At 53.5% G+C, this 18,146-nt stretch carries 17 protein-coding genes and 1 tRNA gene; 11 read left to right on the forward strand and 7 right to left on the reverse strand.

Translation table 11 applies throughout. From position 1 onward, the window contains the following. Positions 1-240: 240 nt before the first annotated feature. Positions 241-1,758: an HTTM domain-containing protein gene (locus KYK14_RS18040; RefSeq protein ID WP_219160784.1), complete on the reverse strand. Its 1,518-nt coding sequence runs from the start codon at positions 1,756-1,758 to the stop codon at positions 241-243. A gap of 162 nt (positions 1,759-1,920) precedes the next feature. Next, on the reverse strand, positions 1,921-2,319 hold the full coding sequence (locus KYK14_RS18045; protein ID WP_219160786.1) for a hypothetical protein: 399 nt from the start codon (positions 2,317-2,319) through the stop codon (positions 1,921-1,923). A 295-nt stretch (positions 2,320-2,614) separates the two neighbouring features. Between KYK14_RS18045 and KYK14_RS18050 the strand changes: the two genes are divergently transcribed. From KYK14_RS18050 to KYK14_RS18060, 3 genes are all read left to right on the forward strand, one after another. Beyond that, positions 2,615-3,019 carry a thiol-disulfide oxidoreductase DCC family protein gene (locus tag KYK14_RS18050; protein ID WP_219160788.1) on the forward strand — a complete coding sequence of 135 codons (405 nt, stop codon included), beginning with the start codon at positions 2,615-2,617 and terminating at the stop codon, positions 3,017-3,019. A gap of 47 nt (positions 3,020-3,066) precedes the next feature. Then, positions 3,067-4,074: a zinc-binding dehydrogenase gene (locus tag KYK14_RS18055; RefSeq protein WP_219160790.1), complete on the forward strand. Its 1,008-nt coding sequence runs from the start codon at positions 3,067-3,069 to the stop codon at positions 4,072-4,074. 140 nt (positions 4,075-4,214) lie between these two features. Continuing rightward, a complete protein-coding gene (locus tag KYK14_RS18060; RefSeq protein WP_219160792.1) occupies positions 4,215-4,481 on the forward strand; it encodes a hypothetical protein in 267 nt (88 codons plus the stop codon). Positions 4,482-4,549: 68 nt separating this feature from the next. Here the strand turns inward: KYK14_RS18060 and rfaD are convergent, their stop codons facing one another. Then, complete coding sequence (gene rfaD / locus KYK14_RS18065; RefSeq protein ID WP_219160794.1) at positions 4,550-5,515, reverse strand: ADP-glyceromanno-heptose 6-epimerase; 966 nt, start codon at positions 5,513-5,515, stop codon at positions 4,550-4,552. Positions 5,516-5,620: 105 nt separating this feature from the next. Between rfaD and KYK14_RS18070 the strand changes: the two genes are divergently transcribed. The 4 genes from KYK14_RS18070 (at position 5,621) to lpxB (ending at position 9,268) form a co-directional block, all read left to right on the forward strand. Further along, the gene (locus KYK14_RS18070) at positions 5,621-6,517 is read left to right on the forward strand and encodes an ABC transporter substrate-binding protein (protein ID WP_219160796.1); all 897 of its coding nucleotides are present in this window, start codon (positions 5,621-5,623) and stop codon (positions 6,515-6,517) included. Further along, on the forward strand, positions 6,514-7,512 hold the full coding sequence (locus KYK14_RS18075) for a FecCD family ABC transporter permease (protein ID WP_219160798.1): 999 nt from the start codon (positions 6,514-6,516) through the stop codon (positions 7,510-7,512). The genes KYK14_RS18070 and KYK14_RS18075 overlap by 4 nt, the downstream gene beginning before the upstream one ends. A gap of 113 nt (positions 7,513-7,625) precedes the next feature. Further along, positions 7,626-8,048, forward strand: a complete 423-nt coding sequence (locus KYK14_RS18080; protein WP_185280767.1) for a 6-pyruvoyl trahydropterin synthase family protein — start codon at positions 7,626-7,628, stop codon at positions 8,046-8,048. Between the two features lie 107 nt (positions 8,049-8,155). Beyond that, positions 8,156-9,268 carry a lipid-A-disaccharide synthase gene (gene lpxB / locus KYK14_RS18085; RefSeq protein ID WP_219160800.1) on the forward strand — a complete coding sequence of 371 codons (1,113 nt, stop codon included), beginning with the start codon at positions 8,156-8,158 and terminating at the stop codon, positions 9,266-9,268. Positions 9,269-9,372: 104 nt separating this feature from the next. Here lpxB and clpX read toward each other — a convergent pair whose 3' ends face one another. The 4 genes from clpX to KYK14_RS18105 form a co-directional block, all read right to left on the reverse strand. Further along, the gene (clpX, locus tag KYK14_RS18090; RefSeq protein ID WP_185280765.1) at positions 9,373-10,596 is read right to left on the reverse strand and encodes an ATP-dependent Clp protease ATP-binding subunit ClpX; all 1,224 of its coding nucleotides are present in this window, start codon (positions 10,594-10,596) and stop codon (positions 9,373-9,375) included. A gap of 237 nt (positions 10,597-10,833) precedes the next feature. Next, complete coding sequence (locus tag KYK14_RS18095) at positions 10,834-11,541, reverse strand: ClpP family protease (RefSeq protein ID WP_258048881.1); 708 nt, start codon at positions 11,539-11,541, stop codon at positions 10,834-10,836. Positions 11,542-11,646: 105 nt separating this feature from the next. Next, complete coding sequence (tig, locus tag KYK14_RS18100) at positions 11,647-12,984, reverse strand: trigger factor (RefSeq protein WP_185280764.1); 1,338 nt, start codon at positions 12,982-12,984, stop codon at positions 11,647-11,649. 162 nt (positions 12,985-13,146) lie between these two features. Beyond that, positions 13,147-13,228 (reverse strand) — tRNA-Leu (locus tag KYK14_RS18105). 204 nt (positions 13,229-13,432) lie between these two features. Here KYK14_RS18105 and KYK14_RS18110 point away from each other — a divergent pair. The 4 genes from KYK14_RS18110 to KYK14_RS18125 all read left to right on the forward strand — a co-directional run bounded on the left by KYK14_RS18110 (position 13,433) and on the right by KYK14_RS18125 (position 17,879). Further along, positions 13,433-15,646, forward strand: coding sequence for a RelA/SpoT family protein (locus tag KYK14_RS18110; protein WP_185280763.1), 2,214 nt, complete (start codon positions 13,433-13,435; stop codon positions 15,644-15,646). Positions 15,647-15,790: 144 nt separating this feature from the next. Further along, entirely contained in the window at positions 15,791-16,264 is a 474-nt protein-coding gene (locus tag KYK14_RS18115; RefSeq protein WP_185280762.1) for a Fur family transcriptional regulator, read from the forward strand. Next, on the forward strand, positions 16,261-16,608 hold the full coding sequence (locus tag KYK14_RS18120; protein WP_185280761.1) for an STAS domain-containing protein: 348 nt from the start codon (positions 16,261-16,263) through the stop codon (positions 16,606-16,608). Before KYK14_RS18115 ends, KYK14_RS18120 begins: the two co-directional genes overlap by 4 nt. After that, positions 16,608-17,879: an adenylosuccinate synthase gene (locus KYK14_RS18125; RefSeq protein WP_219160801.1), complete on the forward strand. Its 1,272-nt coding sequence runs from the start codon at positions 16,608-16,610 to the stop codon at positions 17,877-17,879. Before KYK14_RS18120 ends, KYK14_RS18125 begins: the two co-directional genes overlap by 1 nt. The last annotated feature ends 267 nt before the right edge of the window (positions 17,880-18,146 follow it).

The raw sequence follows: 18,146 nt of genomic DNA on the forward strand, positions 1-18,146 counted from the left end.
ATCTTAGGATTACCCAAAAAGCGGTCAACGCAGTGGCGGACTAACTTCAAACGGTCAACTTATTTCAGGACGACACAGGGGTGAAATAGTGAATTAAAAACCGTCTGTCATCCTGAGCTTGCGAAGGACCTTATCACGTGAGAACGAGTCGTTGTTATGATTATCGTTCTCACGTGATAAGGTCCTTCGCAAGCTCAGGATGACAGACGGTTTTTAATTCACTATTTCACAACCTTACCACTACGGCGCGCAGCCGCACAGCACCTCGCGGCTTGGCTTGGTGGTTTTATAATTAGGTAAGCTTACCTCCTTCATATAGATAACTTCCAGTTGCTTAAGCCGTGGATGCTTAGGATTTTCGCCCCAGATACGCAGCAAATAATTGCAGTAATAAGGGCGCATAAACGCGTTGCTGACAAATAGATAGTTCTCAGAATACTTGCGCCACCGGTCATTGGGAAACAGGCTCACTACGGAAGGCGGCTTGGCGTAGGTGAGTGGTGCCCCATCCCGGTTCAGGTCTATCTTCCGGCCCGTAGTGGTAGTGCCTTCCAGAATATACCAGCCATCATCCTTGAACACAGCCGGCGCAAACATGCCCCAGTGCTGATCGATGCGAAACAGGTAGCCCAGCCACTGCATTCGCTCCGGCATGGCCCAGCGCTTGGACGTAACAGTATCGAAATTCCACCAGCAGATATACACCAGCAGCACGCCTACCACGGTGTTGCGCACGGCCCGAAGCAGCGTTACGCTTTGTGGCGCGTGTTCGATGTGGGCGGCTAGATGCACCCGCACCGGGCTGCGCCAGGTAGGAGCCTTCCACCGCCAGCCGGTGCGCCATTGCCCGAAACGCGTGCCGAGGCGCTGGGCATGCGGCACCAGCTTTTGCTCCAGCCAATCCATCGCCGCGGGCGGGAGCAGGCCGGGTAGGGAGGCCCAGTTAATCAGGAAAAACAAGCCCACAAAAAGCGTGAGGCTGATTCCGAGATGAAAAAACACGAGCACCCCAATGAACAACCCGCGCCACCACGCCACGCGCCACGGAATAAACAGCGCGAAGGGCAGCAATAGCTCGGTGTAGTAGGTGGCAAACGTTAGCCCACGCATCAGCTCGGGGTAGGGGTAGAGCAGCCGGCCAACCGGGAGCAGCATTTGGTCGAGGCTGAGGGCGTAGTAGAGCGCGGTGCCGGTCTGCGTCCATTCGGCCCCACTTTTGAGTAGGGCCGTGCACCAGTAGAGCAGCGCCAACTGCACGATGTAGGCAACGGTGGCGGCGCTGCACGTGGTGAGGCTGGTAGGTGGCGGCTGTCGGCGGCTATCCAGGGAGTATACGCGCCCCCAGGGAAGGAAAATGCCCCAAAACAGCAACATCCGCAGCAAATCGTCGCCGCCCTGCCCAATTAGCGGGTTGCGATTCTGCACCGATACCAGCAGCACCCACGAGATGATGGTCACTAGCCGGGTGCGGTAGCCCAGCAGCATGGCCACGGCGGCCGCGGCCGCCAGCAGAAACAACACCGCCTGTACCTGCCACAGCCCACTACTGGTATGAAACGAAAACTCGTAGGGGTTCCAGTTGTGCTCGTAGAGGACGTGCAGCGGCAGCACGCCCATGTTGGAATAATGCGCCTCCAAATCAGTTGCGCGAATGGCTAAGTCTACTAATACCACAGCCGCCAACGCTACTCGCAATAGCGCCAATGCCCGCAGATCCAACACAAACGGCTGCCGAATAACAGCTACTACACGATTCATAAAGGGAGTAAGGCTAATCAACACCACCGACCACATGCGTAGCTGCTACCACGCAGGGCCGGCCCTACCATACGCAAAAGCGGCCGAAAGCGCTATCCAAGGGATAAAGCTTCCGGCCGCTTGTAGGCCATTAGGCCCACAAAGGTTGCATCGCGTCGGGGACTACTGGGGAGTGCCAGTCGTCGTCATCGTGCCGGTTGTGGCAGTAGTTGTACCCGTTGTGGTGCCCGTGGTAGTCGTACCAGTTGTGGTGCCCATCGTAGTACCCGTGGTGGTACCCGTCGTGGTTGTGCCTGTGGTAGTCATACCCGTAGTGGTACCGGTAGTCGTTGTGCCCGTGGTGGTGCTCATCGTACCGGTGGTGGTAGCATCCGTGGTGCCGGTCGTCGTGCTCATCGTGCCCGAGGTAGTGGCATCCGTACCTGTGGTGGTAGACTCAGTGCCGGTGGTGGTAGTGCCGTCCGTCGTACCCATTTCCGAGGTCGTGTTGCAGGCACCTAAGCCCAGGCCGCTAGCCAGCACAGTAGCTGCCAACAAAGCGAAGCGATTCTTCTTGATCATCTTTTTGGTGAATTGGTGAAAGAGTGCGTGCGGTGCCATTCAAGGCAAATAGCTCCCTTGTACGCTTAGTAGTGGAATAGAGGTTACATAAATGGTAGAAAAAGCAGATATTTTATACATTTTGTAATATGACAAAGATGAATTTCAAAGAGTAATTACTGATGAGGTTGCGCTGTTTCACAAGCAGACATACTACCCGTATTGTGTGATAAACAGCGTTTGCTGATGAGCGGAAGTAACTAAAATTGCGTTTAACCGTGTCAGGAAGTACACTTAGGAAGACCCTACGCCAGCCATGCCTCAACCACCCGCCGTTATTCTGTTCGATGGAGTCTGCAACCTGTGCAATGGCTTCGTGCAGTTCGTTATTGCCCGAGACGCACAGGCTCGCTTTCAGTTTGCCTCCTTGCAATCGGAGGTAGGGCAGACGTTGCTGGCCGCGCACGGCATCGTGGTGGTGGTCACACCTGAGTCGGTGGTGTTGGTAGAAGATGGGCGCGCCTACACGCACTCGCAGGCCGTGCTGCGCATCCTGCGGCAGCTGCCCGGTTGGCGGTGGGTGTATGCTTTTCGGATAGTGCCACGCTGGCTACGCGATGCGGCCTACCGGTGGGTGGCCCGCCACCGCTACCAGTGGTTTGGCCAGCAGGAAGAAGCTTGTTGGCTCCCTACCCCGGCGCTGCAAGCCCGCTTTCTGTAGGCATTTCCGCTATTTCTTTGTTCTCATAGCTCACCACAATCCAGTTTATGCAAGCTCTTGTCTTGGATGGGGTCAATCAGCCCCTACAACTTCGTGAAGTTCCTACCCCTACCCCCGGCCCCGGCGAGGTGCTCATTCGGCTGCACTCCGCCGCCCTCAACCACCGCGACGTCTGGATTCAGAAAGGCCAGTACGCCGGCCTGAAGTTTCCCTGCATCTTAGGCTCCGATGGTGCCGGTACTATTGCGGAACTAGGCGAAGGCACCGATGAGAAGCTACGCAACCAATCCGTGCTAGTCAACCCCGGCATGCAGTGGGGCGATAATCCCGCCGCGCAGGCCAAAGACTTCCAGATTTTGGGTCTACCACACGATGGCACCTTTGCCGAGTACGTGTGCGTGCCGGCCCGCTACGTGCATTCCTTGCCCGAGCATCTAAGTTTTGCGCAAGCAGCGGCGCTGCCGCTAGGTGGCCTCACAGCCTACCGGGCACTTTTCACCCGCGCCAATTTACAGGTCGGCGAGCGGGTGCTGGTGTCGGGGGTAGGTGGAGGAGTGGCCCTGCTGGCCCTGCAAATGGCCGTGGCCAGTGGCGCCGAGGTGTGGGTAACATCTAGCTCAGCCGAGAAAATAGAGCAAGCCAAGTCCTTGGGTGCCAAAGGTGGCATCAACTACCAAGACGAAAACTGGCCCACTACCCTCACTAAACAAGCCAACGGCGGCTTCGACGTTATCATCGACAGTGCTGCCGGGCCAGGTTTCAACAACCTGATCGACGCCGCTGCGCCTGGCGGGCGTATTGTGTTCTACGGCGCTACCCAGGGCGATATTCCAGAGGTGCCGGCCCGCAAGATTTTCTGGAAACAGCTGTCAATACTGGGCTCTACCATGGGCACGGAGCAAGACTTTGCCGAGCTGTTGCAGTTAGTAAGTGACAAAAAGCTAGAGCCCATCATCGACAAAACCTTTCCGCTGGCGGAAGGCGAAGCCGCCCTGCGCCACATGGACGACGGCGCCCAATTCGGCAAAATTGCTCTGCAAATCATACCGGAGTAACTGGTAGCCAGCAGCAAACGGTGCGTTTGTTTTATGTAAAAAATACTACTAAATGCCTTAGCAAAATCGAATGATTTGGCTAAGGCATTTGTTCTATAAGCAACCCAGAAAACGTACACACATTCCACTTACTATACCGTATGAAATCAGCTGCTGAGTACCTCGAAGCCCCGGTTTTCTATCTGACATACCCCACTGGCGAAGATGCCGAAAACGTACCGGTAGTAGCCTACGACGAAGCCGTGCGCGCCATAGAAGCCGCCCTGGCCGACGCGGCAGAGTACAAGTATCTGCTACTGCGTGCGCTGCGCCGGCAAGTGACGCCCGACGCCGAAATAGCACCCGCTACCGAAGCTACCGTGCGCCCCCTATTTCCAACAGACGACAACCAGGAGTTGGCCGCATAACTACAAAAGGCCCCGGCGATACGCGTATCGCCGGGGCCTTTGCTATTGAAAGTAGGTAGGCAGCAGGGTTACATATACTGGTTAGGCACCAGATAATTCTGCACATAGTCGGCAATGCCATCCTCCAGCCGCGTGAAAGGACGGTCGTAGCCGATGCTGCGCAGCTTCTCCATGTTGGCCTGGGTGAAGTATTGGTACTTGTCGCGAATTACCTCAGGCGTATCCTGAAACTGGATGTCGGCAGTACGACCGAGGGCTGCGAAGGTGTTTAAGGCCAGATCGAGGAAGGTGCGCGCTTCGCCGGTGCCCAGGTTGTAGATGCCGGAGTGCTGGCGGGTCTGCATCAGGAAGTAGCAAACCTCCACCACGTCTTTCACATAAACGAAATCGCGCTTCTGCTCGCCATCGGCATAGTCGGGGTTGTGGGAGCGGAACAGCGTCATGGAGCCCGTTTGCTGAATCTGCTGGTAGGCGTGCAGAATCACCGAAGCCATACGGCCCTTGTGGTATTCGTTGGGACCGTACACGTTGAAGAACTTCAACCCAGCCCAGAAAAACGGCTTTTCGGGTTGCGCCACGGCCCACTTGTCGAAGTCATTTTTAGAGTCACCGTAGGCATTCAATGGCTGCAACAAATGCAGTAGCGCTTCATCATCATCGTAGCCCACCGTGCCCAGACCGTAGGTAGCTGCTGAGGAGGCGTATACCAACGGCAGCTGGTAGCGGCAGCACGCTTGCCACATCTGCTTGGAGTAGTCGAGGTTCAGCAAATCCAGCACGCCGCGGTTTTGCTCGGTGGTATCGGTGCGGGCGCCAAGGTGGAAGATAAATTCCACTTGCTCGTAGTTCTCGTCTAGCCAGTCGAAAAACTCGTTGCGGTCCACATACTGCTTTAAGCGCTTGCCGCTCAGGTTAGGCAGCTTGTGCTCCACGGCAAAATTGTCGACCACCACGATGTCGTTGAAGTTGGCGGCGTTGAGGCGGGTGACGAGGCAGCTGGCAATGAAGCCGGCCGCGCCAGTAACTACGATCATAAGAGTAGAATTTGCGACAAAAGTAAGAAAGTAGCGCAGAGTGCTACCGTAACGGAATCTGCGTCCCGAAGTTGACCTCCGCCGCGGGCTCCTTACTTTTACCGTATGTCCCGCTGTTTCCTACTTTCGCTTCTGTTTCTGCTGGCCTGCCAGCCCGACCGACCACCGGCCACTACCGCTGCTGCACCCCAGCAACTTCACGATGATTTGGGCCGCCCCGTTACAGTGCCAGCCCAGCCGCGCCGCATCATATCCCTGGCCGCGTCCATGACCGAAATGCTGTTTGCCGTGGCCGATACGGCTACCATCGTAGCCCGCACGCAGGTGTGTGACTACCCCGCCGCGGCCCTACGCAAGCCCATTGTCAACAGCTACCCCCTGGATCTGGAGCGGCTGGTGGGCTTGAAGCCCGACGTGGTGTTTACCGTGGAAGGCATCACCTCGCTCGACGACGCGGCTCGCCTCGAAAAGCTGGGCATTCCCGTGTACTATCAGCGCTACGAGAAAGTAGACGACATTCTGCGCGGCCTGCGCGACCTGGGCCACATCCTGCACCGCGACGCCGCCGCCCGCCACCTCACTGATTCGCTGTCGGCCGCCCTGCAAGCCGTGCAACAGTTGCCCGCGCCTACCTTGCGCCCGGCCGTGCTGGCCATTACCTGGCAAGACCCCATCTACGTGTATGGCCAGAATACGCTATTCACGGATAAAATTCGACTAGCAGGCGGGCAGAATGCGGTACAAGAAAAGTTTGCGCAGCCCTACCCAGCCCTCACCCGCGAGTACATTTTGAAGTTGAACCCCACTATGTTGCTGGGCGGCCGATTCGGGAAAATGGACAGCACCTTTTTCAAAAATTATCCCGAGCTGCGCCGCATCCGGGCCTACCAGCAAGGCCGTGTATACGACGCCACCGACGACCTGATGAGTCGGCCCGGCCCGCGCGTCGTAGAATCGGTGCGGGAGCTTCGTCGGCTGATCTGGGCGCCGCCTGCCATATGAGCCGCCGCCCCATGCCTTGGCTGCTGGGTAGTCTGCTACTGTTGCTGGTACTGATAACGTTGGGCCTTCGCATCGGCAGCTACGATACCAGCTACGCCCTCATCGGCCGCACCCTACTCCACTACGATCCCACCGACCCCGCCCAACTAGTGCTGGTGCAACTGCGCCTACCTCGCATTTTGCTGGCTCTGCTAGCCGGTGGTGGTCTGGCCTTCAGTGGCTACCTCATGCAGGCCATGGTCAACAACCCCTTGGCTGATCCCTACCTGTTGGGCACGGCCTCGGGGGCTTCGCTAGGGGCTATTTTGTGTTATGTGCTGGTGCCTACCCTCACGGTAGCTGGAGTTTATCTGCCACCTCTGGCGGCCCTAGTAGGCGCTCTGGCGGCCACCCTGGTAGTGGTGCTGCTGGGTACTCGCCGCGGACAGCTGCTACCCGCACAACTGCTGCTGGCGGGCGTAGCAGTGGGTTCGCTTACGACGGCTATTGGGGGCGTACTCACGTTTATGGCCAGCAGCCAGGAAAAGCTACGCACCGTTGTTTTCTGGGCGATGGGCAGCTTCGAGCGGGCGGGTTGGGAACTGCTTCCCTACCCGGCGGTGGCATTGGCCGGGGCCTTGCTGCTGTTCTCGTTCCGCCGCCACGAGCTGAATATTCTGCTGCTAGGGGAGGAGCGCGCCGAGGCGTTGGGTGTGCCAGTGGCTCGCACGCGTTGGTTGCTGCTATTCACAGCCTCAGGGCTTACCGGCTGTGTGGTAGCGCTTTGCGGGCCTATTGGCTTTGTTGGGCTGATGGTTCCGCATATCACGCGCTGGGTGCTGGGCGTCACGGGGCCTTTAAACCTCCTATTCTGTGCCATCATAGGGGCTGATTTTCTGCTGGCCTGCGACTTGCTAGCCCGCTTGCTCTACCCACCCGCCGGCCTACCTGTTGGGTTGGTCACGGCCCTGTTCGGCGTACCGTTCTTCGTATATTTGCTGCGAAAAAAAGGGTAGTAGAGTCTTGTTACGAATATTCTATTGAGTGTATTGCGCTTCGGATACGTCAGAAAAACCGTGCGCCCAGTTACACCACGTCCAAGACCCTAAGCTTCCAAGAACCCAAACCCATGATATACATCAGCCGCCAGGAGCACTTCAACGCCGCTCATAAACTGTACAACCCTAAGTGGAGCGACGAGCGCAACCACGAGGTATTCGGCCCCTGCGCCAACGTAAACTGGCACGGCCACAACTACGAATTGATTGTGACGGTACGCGGCAACCCCGACCCCGATACAGGTTTCGTAGTAGACCTGAAAGCTCTGAGCACGCTCATCAAGCAGCACATTATTGACCAGGTCGATCATAAAAACCTCAACCTGGATGTTCCCTTCATGGCCGACAAAATGGCTAGCACCGAGAACTTGGTAATAGCCTTTTGGGAAATTCTGGCCCGTGAGCTACCCCGTATCACTACGGCTCAGCTACATTGCCTCAAACTCTACGAAACGCCCCGCAACTTCGTCGAATACTACGGCGAGTCCGAGTAATTTTTAATGAAGAATTACTAATTAAAAATCTAGCTATTGTCTTTTCAATTACGGTCGGATTTTAATTAACAGTTCCTAGTTAATAATGCCTAATCGTTAATTAAAACATGAAGTACTACCTAATTGCGGGTGAGCGTTCCGGCGATTTTCACGCCTCCAACCTAATGCGGCAATTGCAGCAGCAAGACAGTGCCGCAGACTTCCGCTTTTGGGGCGGCGACCTGATGCAGGCCGCGGGTGGCACGATGGTGCATCATTACCAGGAGATGGCTATCATGGGCTTCTGGGAGGCCGCTACCAGTCTGCTTAAGTTTCGAGGCTACCTCAAGGAGTGCCAGCGCGATATGCTCGAATACAAACCCGACGTAGTAATCCTGGTTGATTACGCGGGGTTCAATATGCGCGTGGCGAAGTTTGCCAAGGAGCAAGGTATTAAGGTGTTCTATTATATCTCGCCCAAGATATGGGCCTGGAACCAAGGCCGCGTGCACAAGGTGAAAGCCTTGGTCGACCGGATGTTTGTTATCCTACCCTTCGAGGAGGAGTTCTACCAACGCTTCGGATACAAGGTCGACTACATCGGCAACCCAACGGCCGATGCCGTAGCCGAGCATCCTGCCGCCCCCGACTTTTACCAGCGCAATAACCTCGATCCGCAGAAGCAAATTATTGCCGTACTACCCGGTTCGCGCAAGCAGGAAATTGAGGAAATGCTCTACGAGATGGTGGCCATCTTGCCGCCTTTCCTCAACTACCAGTTCATTGTGGCTGGGGTTGATAACCTCGACCCCAACTACTACGCCCACTTCGAACGCAACAACGTCCGCATCCTTTTCGACCAAACGTACGATCTTCTGGCGCATGCCACTGCTGCCCTTGTTACTAGCGGCACTGCCACGTTAGAAACGGCTCTTTTCGGCGTGCCACAGGTGGTTTGCTACCGCACCAGTGCGGTAACGTACGCTATCAGCAAAGCCCTTATTAAAGTGCGTTACATCTCGTTAGTCAACCTTATTGCAGACCGCGAGGTAGTAAAAGAATTAATCCAAGGCGAATTCAACTCCCGAAACCTCGTCACGGAATTAAAGAAAATTACGGCAGATGAGGAATTTATTGCTCAGCAGAAAGCCGGCTACGCCGAATTACGTGAGAAACTAGGCAGGAACAACGCGGCAGCAAAAGCAGCAAAGTTGATGGTAGGGTATTTAAGCAAGGGATAGACTCGCGCAACTAGATAGCAATACAGGTCAAAACTTTCCCCATTAAACAGAAGGCCCGAAAGCAACTTGTTTTCGGGCCTTCTGTTTAATGGGGAAATAGCCTTCTACGCTGCCCGCAATTGCTTCAGTGGTGACTGTTCAAACTTGCTGCGTGCGTAATCTGCGTCAATTACCAGCTCGCTTGCATCAGCATCTGATGGCATGTCGAACATAGCATCTGTCATGATGCTTTCGCATATGCTGCGCAGGCCGCGGGCACCAAGGCGGTACTCGTCGGCTTTCACTACAATATATTCCAAGGCATCTTCCGAAAAGCTCAGCTGAATACCTTCCATCTCAAACAGACGCTGGTACTGCTTCACGATAGAGTTCTTGGGCTCCGTCAGAATTTTGCGCAGGGTAGCGTGGTCCAGTGGGTTGAGGTGCGTGAGCACGGGTAGGCGACCAATCAGCTCGGGAATCAAGCCGAATGCTTTTAGGTCCTGAGCCGTTACGTAGCGCAGGAAGTTCTGCGTGTCGATATTCTCTTCTAGCTGCGTTTTGGCAAAGCCAATCGGCTTGGTATTCAAGCGGTTTTTGATGATGCGCTCAATACCCACGAAAGCCCCACCGCAGATGAACAGAATATTCTCGGTGTTCACCGTAATCATCTTCTGCTCGGGGTGCTTGCGGCCGCCATGCGGGGGCACGTTCACCGTAGTGCCTTCCAGCAGCTTCAGCATGGCCTGCTGTACACCCTCGCCGCTCACATCGCGCGTGATGCTGGGGTTGTCGCTCTTGCGGGCAATCTTGTCGATTTCGTCGATGTAGACAATGCCGCGCTCGGCTGCCTCCACGTTATAGTCAGCGGCTTGCAACAGACGCGTCAGGATGCTTTCTACGTCTTCGCCTACGTAACCAGCTTCGGTGAGCACCGTGGCATCGGCAATGCAGAAGGGCACTTGCAGAATGTTGGCCAGCATGCGCGTCAAGAAGGTTTTGCCGGTACCGGTTTCGCCTACCATGATGATGTTCGACTTCTCAATCACCACATCATCCTTCTGCGGTTTCTGCATCAGGCGCTTGTAATGGTTGTATACCGCCACCGACATCACCTTTTTGGCCTCATCCTGCCCTACCACGTACTGGTCGAGATAGTCCTTCATCTCGCGTGGCTTCACCAGATTGAACTTGGGCGCTTTGCTGTTCGAGCGAATCTTATTTTCCTCGTTCAATATCTGCTGGGCCTGACCCACGCACCGCTCACAGATGTGCGCATTGATGCCGGAAATCATGACCGAAACTTCTTTTTTGGCTTTGCCGCAGAAGGAGCACGTTATATCTGCCATTGTAGGACTCTCAGAAATAGGGGGTAGAACCGGTAGAAATACAACCGGTCATCAAAGGTACGAAAAGGCCAACGCCTAGCGAGCAAAAAAAAGTTGCCTCAAAAAGGAAATCTGCCCGAAGCAAAAAGCCCGCCGATTGACCCTGAGGCCAATAGCGGGCTTTTACTTTTTGGATAGTGAGGTAGCTAAGAGAACGTCATTCCTCGACAAGCTTGGAATGACGTTCTAGAAAAGAAACTAGTCTTTCTTCTTTTCCAATACCTCGTCAATCAGGCCATACTCTTTGGCCTCATCAGCACGCATCCAGTAGTCGCGGTCCGAGTTGTCGTGGATTTCCTGGTAAGTTTTGCCAGTGTGCATAGCCAGAATATCGTACAGCTCCTTGCGCAGCTTCAGAATCTCACGGGCCGTGATTTCAATGTCCGACGACTGACCTTGCGCGCCACCCGAAGGCTGGTGAATCATTACGCGGGCGTGGGGTAGGGCCGAACGCTTGTCTTTGGCACCACCAGCCAGCAATACGGCACCCATCGAAGCAGCCAAGCCGGTGCAGATGGTAGCCACATCAGGATTCACATACTGCATCGTATCATAGATACCCAGGCCGGCATACACCGAGCCGCCGGGCGAGTTGATATAGAGCAGGATATCCTTCTTCGCATCGGCCGACTCCAAGAACAGCAACTGCGCCGTGATGATGTTGGCGATATAGTCGTCTACGCCCGTGCCCAAGAACACGATGCGGTCCATAATCAGGCGCGAGAAAACGTCAATTTCAGCGAAGCGGGTAGGACGCTCTTCAATTACTGAGCGCGTCATGCCGGTAGGCAGCATCAGCCCGTTGCGGGTTTGGCCCTCTACGTGCTGGATGTATTGGTCAACGCCCAGGCTGCTCATGCCTTGGCCTTTCACAGCAAACTTGCGGAATTCTTGTTTATTCAGCATGGGAAAAATAAGGTAGTATGAGTTCAACGAAAACTAAGGGTCAACAAAAAAGCCCTCACGGCAAGTAAGGGCTTTTTTGTTGACCTGAAAACCTAGAGCGGCAAATTAGCTCGCTTGTTGGTTTTGATTGCGGAAGTCCTCGGCCGTAATCGGTGTTTCGTTAACAACAACTTTGCCGCGCAGGTTTTCGAGTACTTTCTCTGCCAGAATGGCTTCATACTCGTCTACGTAGTTTTTGCCGTTGTCTTGGCGCAGGTAGTTATCAGCAAAGCTGCGCATCGAAGCTTGCAACTCCTCGTTCACCTCGGGCAGGTTGAACTGGCCCATGATTTTCTGAATGGTACGGTCTACGATTTCGTCGTTCGACACCTTCAAGCCTTCCGTCTCCACTACCTTGTTGCGCACCATCGACCACTTCAACTCGCGCTCGTAGTCGTTGTAGTGCTCTTCTACTTGCTCAGCCGTCAATTTGCCCTGGTTGGCACGCACCAGCCACTTCTTGAAGAATTCTTTGGGTAGCTCAACTTGCAGGCTATCAATTACTTTGTCGATAATCTGACGGTTCACCAGGTTGTCGGATTCACGGTCGTAGTTCTCCTGAATGGTAGTGCGCACCTTCTCGTCGAACTCTTCTTTCGAAGTCACAACGTCTTTGCCGAATACTTTATCAAACAGCTCCTGGTTGAACTCAGCAGCGTCGGTGCGGTTGATTTTCTCTACCGTTAGCGTATAGTCACCGCTTACCTCAGCAGCTTCGTCCTTACTCAGACCCGAGAAGTTGGCAACAGCCGATACGTCACCGTCAAAAGCATCCTTCAGATCGAAAGTGATGCTGTCTTCTGGCTTCACACCGATGAAGCGCTCCACACCATTCTTTACCTTGTTGATGGGTAGCAGTACCACGTTGCCTTCTTCCTCAGCGTCAGCCTTTTTCAGGCGGCCGTAGAGGTAGTCGTTGGCTTCCGAAACTTCGGGGTTGGTGCTTTCGCCAAACTGACGGCCGATCTGGTCGTAGGTCTCAGTGAGGGTAGCCTCGTCGAGCGACACTTGGTTGCGGTCTACCGTAATGCTCTGATCAGCAGGTAGCTCGATTTCGGGCAGCAAGCCCAACTCAAACTGGAAGCTGAAATCTTTCTGGTTGTCAAAGTCAACATCCGTCGGCACTGGAATTGGCTCGCCCAGAATGCGCAGGTTGTTCTCCTTAATATACGCGTCTACCGATTTGCCCAACCGCTCGTTGATTTCATCGGCCAGCAAGCCTTTGCCGTACATTTTGCGCACCAAGCCAGCAGGCACCTTACCCGGCCGGAAACCTTTGATTTGCGCTTTTTTAGCGTAGTCCTTAATCTTTTGGTCTACGTTGGCAGCATAATCGGCTTCCGTCAGGTTTACTGTCAGGATGGCACTCAGCTGGTCGTCTTTCTTGTCGAGGGTAATGTCCAAAACAGGTCGTCGGTTAGAAGTGGGGTAGGAAGCCGTAGTATGCCCGGCCCTTTCCCCACGGCGGATGAATACGTGGTTGAAAAAGAAAAGCCCCCAACGGGTGGGTTGAGGGCTTCTGTTGTTGTTTCTAGTGCAAACCAGAAACGAATACTATAAAATAAGTGCGGATGGAGGGACTCGAACCCACACGCCTTGCGGCACCAGATCCTAAGTCTGGCACGTCTACCAATTTCGCCACATCCGCGTACCTCGGCCTTCTGCCTTGGGGGCGCAAAGCTACGCAACTGTTTTGATAATCCAAAAGCAAAATAAAGTGTTTGTGTAATACGAGTGCAGACAAAAGCATCGCAAGCCGAAAAGACAACCTTTTACAGGCTCTCCGCTGTTGGTCTATGTTGTACCTTCGTTTCTTACTCTGCCTACCCGGAGCGGTGCTCCACTTGCATCTATGGCTACCCCTATCGACCCCGAAGCAGAACGTAATGAGATTCTGCGTCACTACCGTCGGCTATTACGTACGGCAAAGCCTATTCTTAAGGAAGGCGATGCCAAGCTGATTAAAAAAGCATTCAATACTTCGCTGGAAGCGCACAAAAACATGCGCCGTAAGTCTGGCGAGCCATACATTCTGCACCCGCTGGCCGTGGCGCAGATTGTGGTAGAGGAAATTGGGCTGGGTACTACCAGTATCGTGTCGGCGCTGCTGCACGATGTGGTAGAGGATACGCCGTGGGAAATCAGCGACGTAGAGCGCGAATTTGGCTTCAAAGTGGCGCGCATTGTAGACGGGCTAACCAAGATATCGGGCGTGTTCGACTATGGTACGTCTGAGCAGGCCGAGAACTTCCGCAAGATGCTGCTCACGCTCTCGGAAGATGTGCGTGTCATTCTCATCAAGCTCGCCGACCGTTTGCACAACATGCGCACGCTCGACTCGATGCCGCGCCATAAACAGCTCAAGATTGCTTCTGAAACCATTTACCTCTACGCGCCGCTGGCGCACCGCCTAGGCCTTTATGCCATCAAGAGCGAGTTGGAGGATCTGTACCTGAAATACACGGATACCGATATTTATAATGAGTTGCGCACGAAAGTGCGCCAGAGCCAAAGTGTCCGCAACCGCTTCATCAAAGAATTTGTGGCGCCTATTGATGAGGAACTGGACGCTCAGGGCTTTCATTACGAAATCAAGGGTAGGCCCAAATCCATCTATTCCATTCTGCGGAAGATGCGCAAACAGAATGTCTCCTTTGAGGAGGTGTATGATTTGTTTGCTATCCGCGTGATTCTAGATGTACCCTATGAGCAGGAAAAAGCGGCGTGCTGGCAGGTGTATTCCATCGTGACGGACTTCTACCAACCCAATCCCGACCGCCTGCGCGACTGGGTGAGCACACCCAAAACCAACGGCTACGAGTCGTTGCACACCACCGTGATGTCGCGCTCCGGGCAATGGGTAGAGGTGCAAGTACGCACCAAGCGCATGGACGAAATTGCTGAGAAAGGCTATGCCGCCCACTGGAAATATAAAGACGCCGCTACCTCACAGGCTGAATCGAGCTTGGAGGCTTGGATCAACAAAGTGCGCGAAATGCTCGAAACCAACAACTCCAGCGCCTTGGAGTTCATGGACGAGTTCCGGCAGAATCTGTTTGTGAAGGAGGTTTACGCCTTTACGCCGAAGGGTAAACTCATCATCCTACCCGACAAATCAACGGCGCTGGACTTTGCCTTTGAGATTCACACGCATATTGGCTTACAGTGTCTCGGTGCCAAAGTCAACCAAAAGCTGCAACCGCTCAGCTACCAACTCCGCAACGGCGACCAGGTAGAGATACTTACCTCACACAAGCAGCGTCCTACCGAGGAGTGGCTGCAATATGTGACGACTTCCAAGGCGCGCTCCCGCATCAAAGAATACTTGCGCGATGATAAAAAAGCCAAATCAGAAGATGGGCGCTACCTCGTGGAGAAGCGCTTGGAGCTGCTTGGCGTTGCGAATACAGCTGAAAACCTACACCGGGTCCTGACACATTTTCACGTGCACAGTTTGCCAGAGTTGTACTACCGCATCGCTATAGGAAAGCTAGACGGCCGCGAAATCAAGGAGGAGCTATTCCATGAGGAAGCAACGCCGCAGCAGTCTTCCATACTCGCACCCAAGTCTTTCGACCACGAAGTGCAGAAAGCGCGTGGCGTACGGGCTGATATGCTCGTCATTGGCGAACATACCAATACTTTCAATTACACCATTGCTCCCTGTTGCAATCCTATCCCCGGTGATGATGTGTTTGGGTTCGAAACGGCTGACAAAGGCATTGTCATTCACCGCACATCCTGTCCACAGGCGGTTAAGCTTATGTCGAACTATGGCAACCGCATTGTGCGCGCCAAGTGGACGGATCAACTGGAGCTAGCTTTCTTGGCCGGAATTCATATTAAAGGCTCCGACCGCATGGGTTTGATTAACGATGTGACCAAGGTGATTTCCAACAGCTTGAAAGTAAACATGCGCTCCATTACCGTTGATAGCAACGACGGAATGTTCGAGGGGCAGATCATGGTGTTTGTGAATGACACAGATCATCTCAACAAAATGATTCAACGCCTCAGTAAAGTACGGGGCGTACTAGGCGTCGAACGGTTCGATACAGTTCGCTGAAAAGCGCATAAAAGCATAAATAAAAAACGAAAGTCTAAAAAGGTATAAAAGAAGTAGGGTTGAGTTGAGAAGTGGATGACGAATAGAATGTTGAAGTCATGTCATAATTATCAATTCAACCTACCTTCCTAAGAGGGCCATTCAATGCTTGACAAAGAAAAATTTGAGGAAGTGAAGAAAATCTTCACCGCCTACCTTGAAAATAAAGGATTGCGCAAAACGTCGGAGCGTTATGCCATTTTAGAGGAAATTTACTCCCGTACAGGTCACTTTGATGTGGAAGAATTGTTCGCGGGTATGAAGACAAGAGGACTGCAAGTAAGTCGCGCTACTGTCTATAACACACTGGATTTGTTGGTGGAACACGGTTTGGTGAGTAAGCATCAGTTTGGCCGCAACTTGGCGCAGTATGAGAAGTCCTACGGCTACCGCCAGCACGACCACGTCATCTGCACAGAGTGCCACAAAGTAGTCGAGTTCTGCGACCCACGTATTCACGGTATCCAGACAATGGTCGGTGAACTTTTGAATTTCCATATCTTGCACCACTCCTTGAACCTCTATGGGGTGTGCGGCGACTGCCGTGCAAAAGCCGCAGCCCACTCTTCAGCCGAATGAACAGTAGCTCTGCCGTCGAAGATGGCATTTTGTACCTGCGCCTCTCCGGCGACCTGCTTGGGAGTCCCGATTCCCAGCAAATCCTGCAAATCGTCAACGGATACCTGGGGGAAGCTATTCGCTTCTGTGCCATCGACCTGTCCGCCGTGCGTTTCATCAATAGCACCGGCATCGGTGTGCTGGTATCCGTTTTGACCAAATTTCGCAATCAAGGCGGCGAGTTGGTTTTAATAAAGCCTTCTGAGCAGCTGCAAAAGCTTCTGCTCATCACCAAGCTAAACGCCATTTTCACTATTGCAGCCGACGAAGAATCGGCCGCTGAACAATTGAAAGCTGCAAACTAATGCCAGTTGACGTACTCGTAGGACTACAGTGGGGAGATGAAGGGAAAGGGAAGATTGTCGATGTGTTGGCCCCCACGTACGATGTAGTTGCCCGTTTTCAGGGTGGCCCCAACGCAGGCCACACCCTATTTTTCGACGGTGTAAAGCATGTATTGCACCAAGTACCATCCGGTATTTTTCATCCGCACATTATTAATGTAGTCGGTAATGGAGTAGTGCTCGACCCAGTTGTATTCCGCGGCGAACTGCAAAAGCTGACGGATCGTGGTATTCAGTGGGGCGACAATCTCTTCATCTCACAGAAGGCCCAGCTTATCCTGCCCTCTCACCGCGCCCTCGACCGAATTTTAGAAGAGGCTAGGGGTGGAGGGAAGATTGGCTCTACCCTAAAAGGTATTGGCCCTACCTATCAAGATAAGGTAGGCCGCACAGGTCTGCGGGTTGGCGATGTATTGCTACCCGATTTCAAAGAGCGTTACACAGAAGCTGTTGCCCGTCATGCCCAACTGGCCGCATTCTACAAGCAAGACTTGGCAATAGAAGCCTACGAAGACGAATTTTTCTCTGCCATTGAGTTCCTGCGTACCCTTCAGTTAACGAATACAGAGTATTTGCTGAATGACTTGCTACAACAGCAAAAGCGCATTTTAGCGGAAGGCGCCCAAGGTGCTATGTTGGATATTGATTTTGGTACGTATCCCTTCGTCACCTCCTCTAGCACTATCGTGGCTGGCGCCTGTACCGGCCTAGGCATAGCGCCCCACCATATAGATAAGGTATATGGTATAAGCAAGGCATACTGCACACGAGTAGGTAGTGGGCCATTTCCTACCGAGCTGCATGATGAAGTAGGAGAGCAAATTCGCCAAGCTGGTCACGAGTTCGGTTCTACTACTGGGCGTCCCCGCCGTTGTGGCTGGGTCGATTTGCCTGCTCTACGCTATAGCATCATGCTAAATGGTGTAACAGAAATTCATTTGATGAAAGCGGATGTGTTAGACGAATTCGATGAAATTCGAGTTTGCACGCACTACCAGCTACCAAATGGTGAGACTACCGATCAGTTTCCAGACTATGGCACATTACAAAATGTAACCCCAGTCTACCATTCACTACCTGGTTGGCGCACTACTCTCCAGGAAATCACAGAGCCAGAAGCGCTACCTCAACCTCTAAAAGACTATTTGCACTATCTCGAAGAAAACTTGCTAGTGCCAATCCGCATCGTGAGCGTAGGACCTGACAGAGTAAGTACGTTGCATCTGAATTAATAGCATCAGGCAAAAAAGAGTGCGGCACAAGCTACATAGCTTGTGCCGCACTCTTTTTTGCCTGATAAATAAGATCTTACAACTTGTATTAAGTTTTTTGAGTTAGTGTATTTGGAAAGTTGTGGAGCAAGCCGCACTTTTGCACTCCCAAACCGAAACGCGGTAGGGTTGAATCAAGCAGCACGTCTCCTGGCCTATGGCGAAGAGCGGTCCAGGTAAAAAAAAAGTTTTTGCTGGATGCTTGCAATTTCAAGCAAGCTGCTTACT

It is taken from the genome of Hymenobacter profundi (assembly GCF_019334315.1).
GTDB classification, from domain to species: Bacteria; Bacteroidota; Bacteroidia; order Cytophagales; family Hymenobacteraceae; genus Hymenobacter; species Hymenobacter profundi.

Coding starts and splice junctions, on each gene's coding strand:
- KYK14_RS18040 (WP_219160784.1), bottom strand. CDS start 1,758: ATGAATCGTGTAGTAGCTGTTATTCGGCAGCCGTTTGTGTTGGATCTG.
- KYK14_RS18045 (WP_219160786.1), bottom strand. CDS start 2,319: ATGATCAAGAAGAATCGCTTCGCTTTGTTGGCAGCTACTGTGCTGGCT.
- KYK14_RS18050 (WP_219160788.1), top strand. CDS start 2,615: ATGCCTCAACCACCCGCCGTTATTCTGTTCGATGGAGTCTGCAACCTG.
- KYK14_RS18055 (WP_219160790.1), top strand. CDS start 3,067: ATGCAAGCTCTTGTCTTGGATGGGGTCAATCAGCCCCTACAACTTCGT.
- KYK14_RS18060 (WP_219160792.1), top strand. CDS start 4,215: ATGAAATCAGCTGCTGAGTACCTCGAAGCCCCGGTTTTCTATCTGACA.
- rfaD (WP_219160794.1), bottom strand. CDS start 5,515: ATGATCGTAGTTACTGGCGCGGCCGGCTTCATTGCCAGCTGCCTCGTC.
- KYK14_RS18070 (WP_219160796.1), top strand. CDS start 5,621: ATGTCCCGCTGTTTCCTACTTTCGCTTCTGTTTCTGCTGGCCTGCCAG.
- KYK14_RS18075 (WP_219160798.1), top strand. CDS start 6,514: ATGAGCCGCCGCCCCATGCCTTGGCTGCTGGGTAGTCTGCTACTGTTG.
- KYK14_RS18080 (WP_185280767.1), top strand. CDS start 7,626: ATGATATACATCAGCCGCCAGGAGCACTTCAACGCCGCTCATAAACTG.
- lpxB (WP_219160800.1), top strand. CDS start 8,156: ATGAAGTACTACCTAATTGCGGGTGAGCGTTCCGGCGATTTTCACGCC.
- clpX (WP_185280765.1), bottom strand. CDS start 10,596: ATGGCAGATATAACGTGCTCCTTCTGCGGCAAAGCCAAAAAAGAAGTT.
- KYK14_RS18095 (WP_258048881.1), bottom strand. CDS start 11,541: ATGCTGAATAAACAAGAATTCCGCAAGTTTGCTGTGAAAGGCCAAGGC.
- KYK14_RS18110 (WP_185280763.1), top strand. CDS start 13,433: ATGGCTACCCCTATCGACCCCGAAGCAGAACGTAATGAGATTCTGCGT.
- KYK14_RS18115 (WP_185280762.1), top strand. CDS start 15,791: ATGCTTGACAAAGAAAAATTTGAGGAAGTGAAGAAAATCTTCACCGCC.
- KYK14_RS18120 (WP_185280761.1), top strand. CDS start 16,261: ATGAACAGTAGCTCTGCCGTCGAAGATGGCATTTTGTACCTGCGCCTC.
- KYK14_RS18125 (WP_219160801.1), top strand. CDS start 16,608: ATGCCAGTTGACGTACTCGTAGGACTACAGTGGGGAGATGAAGGGAAA.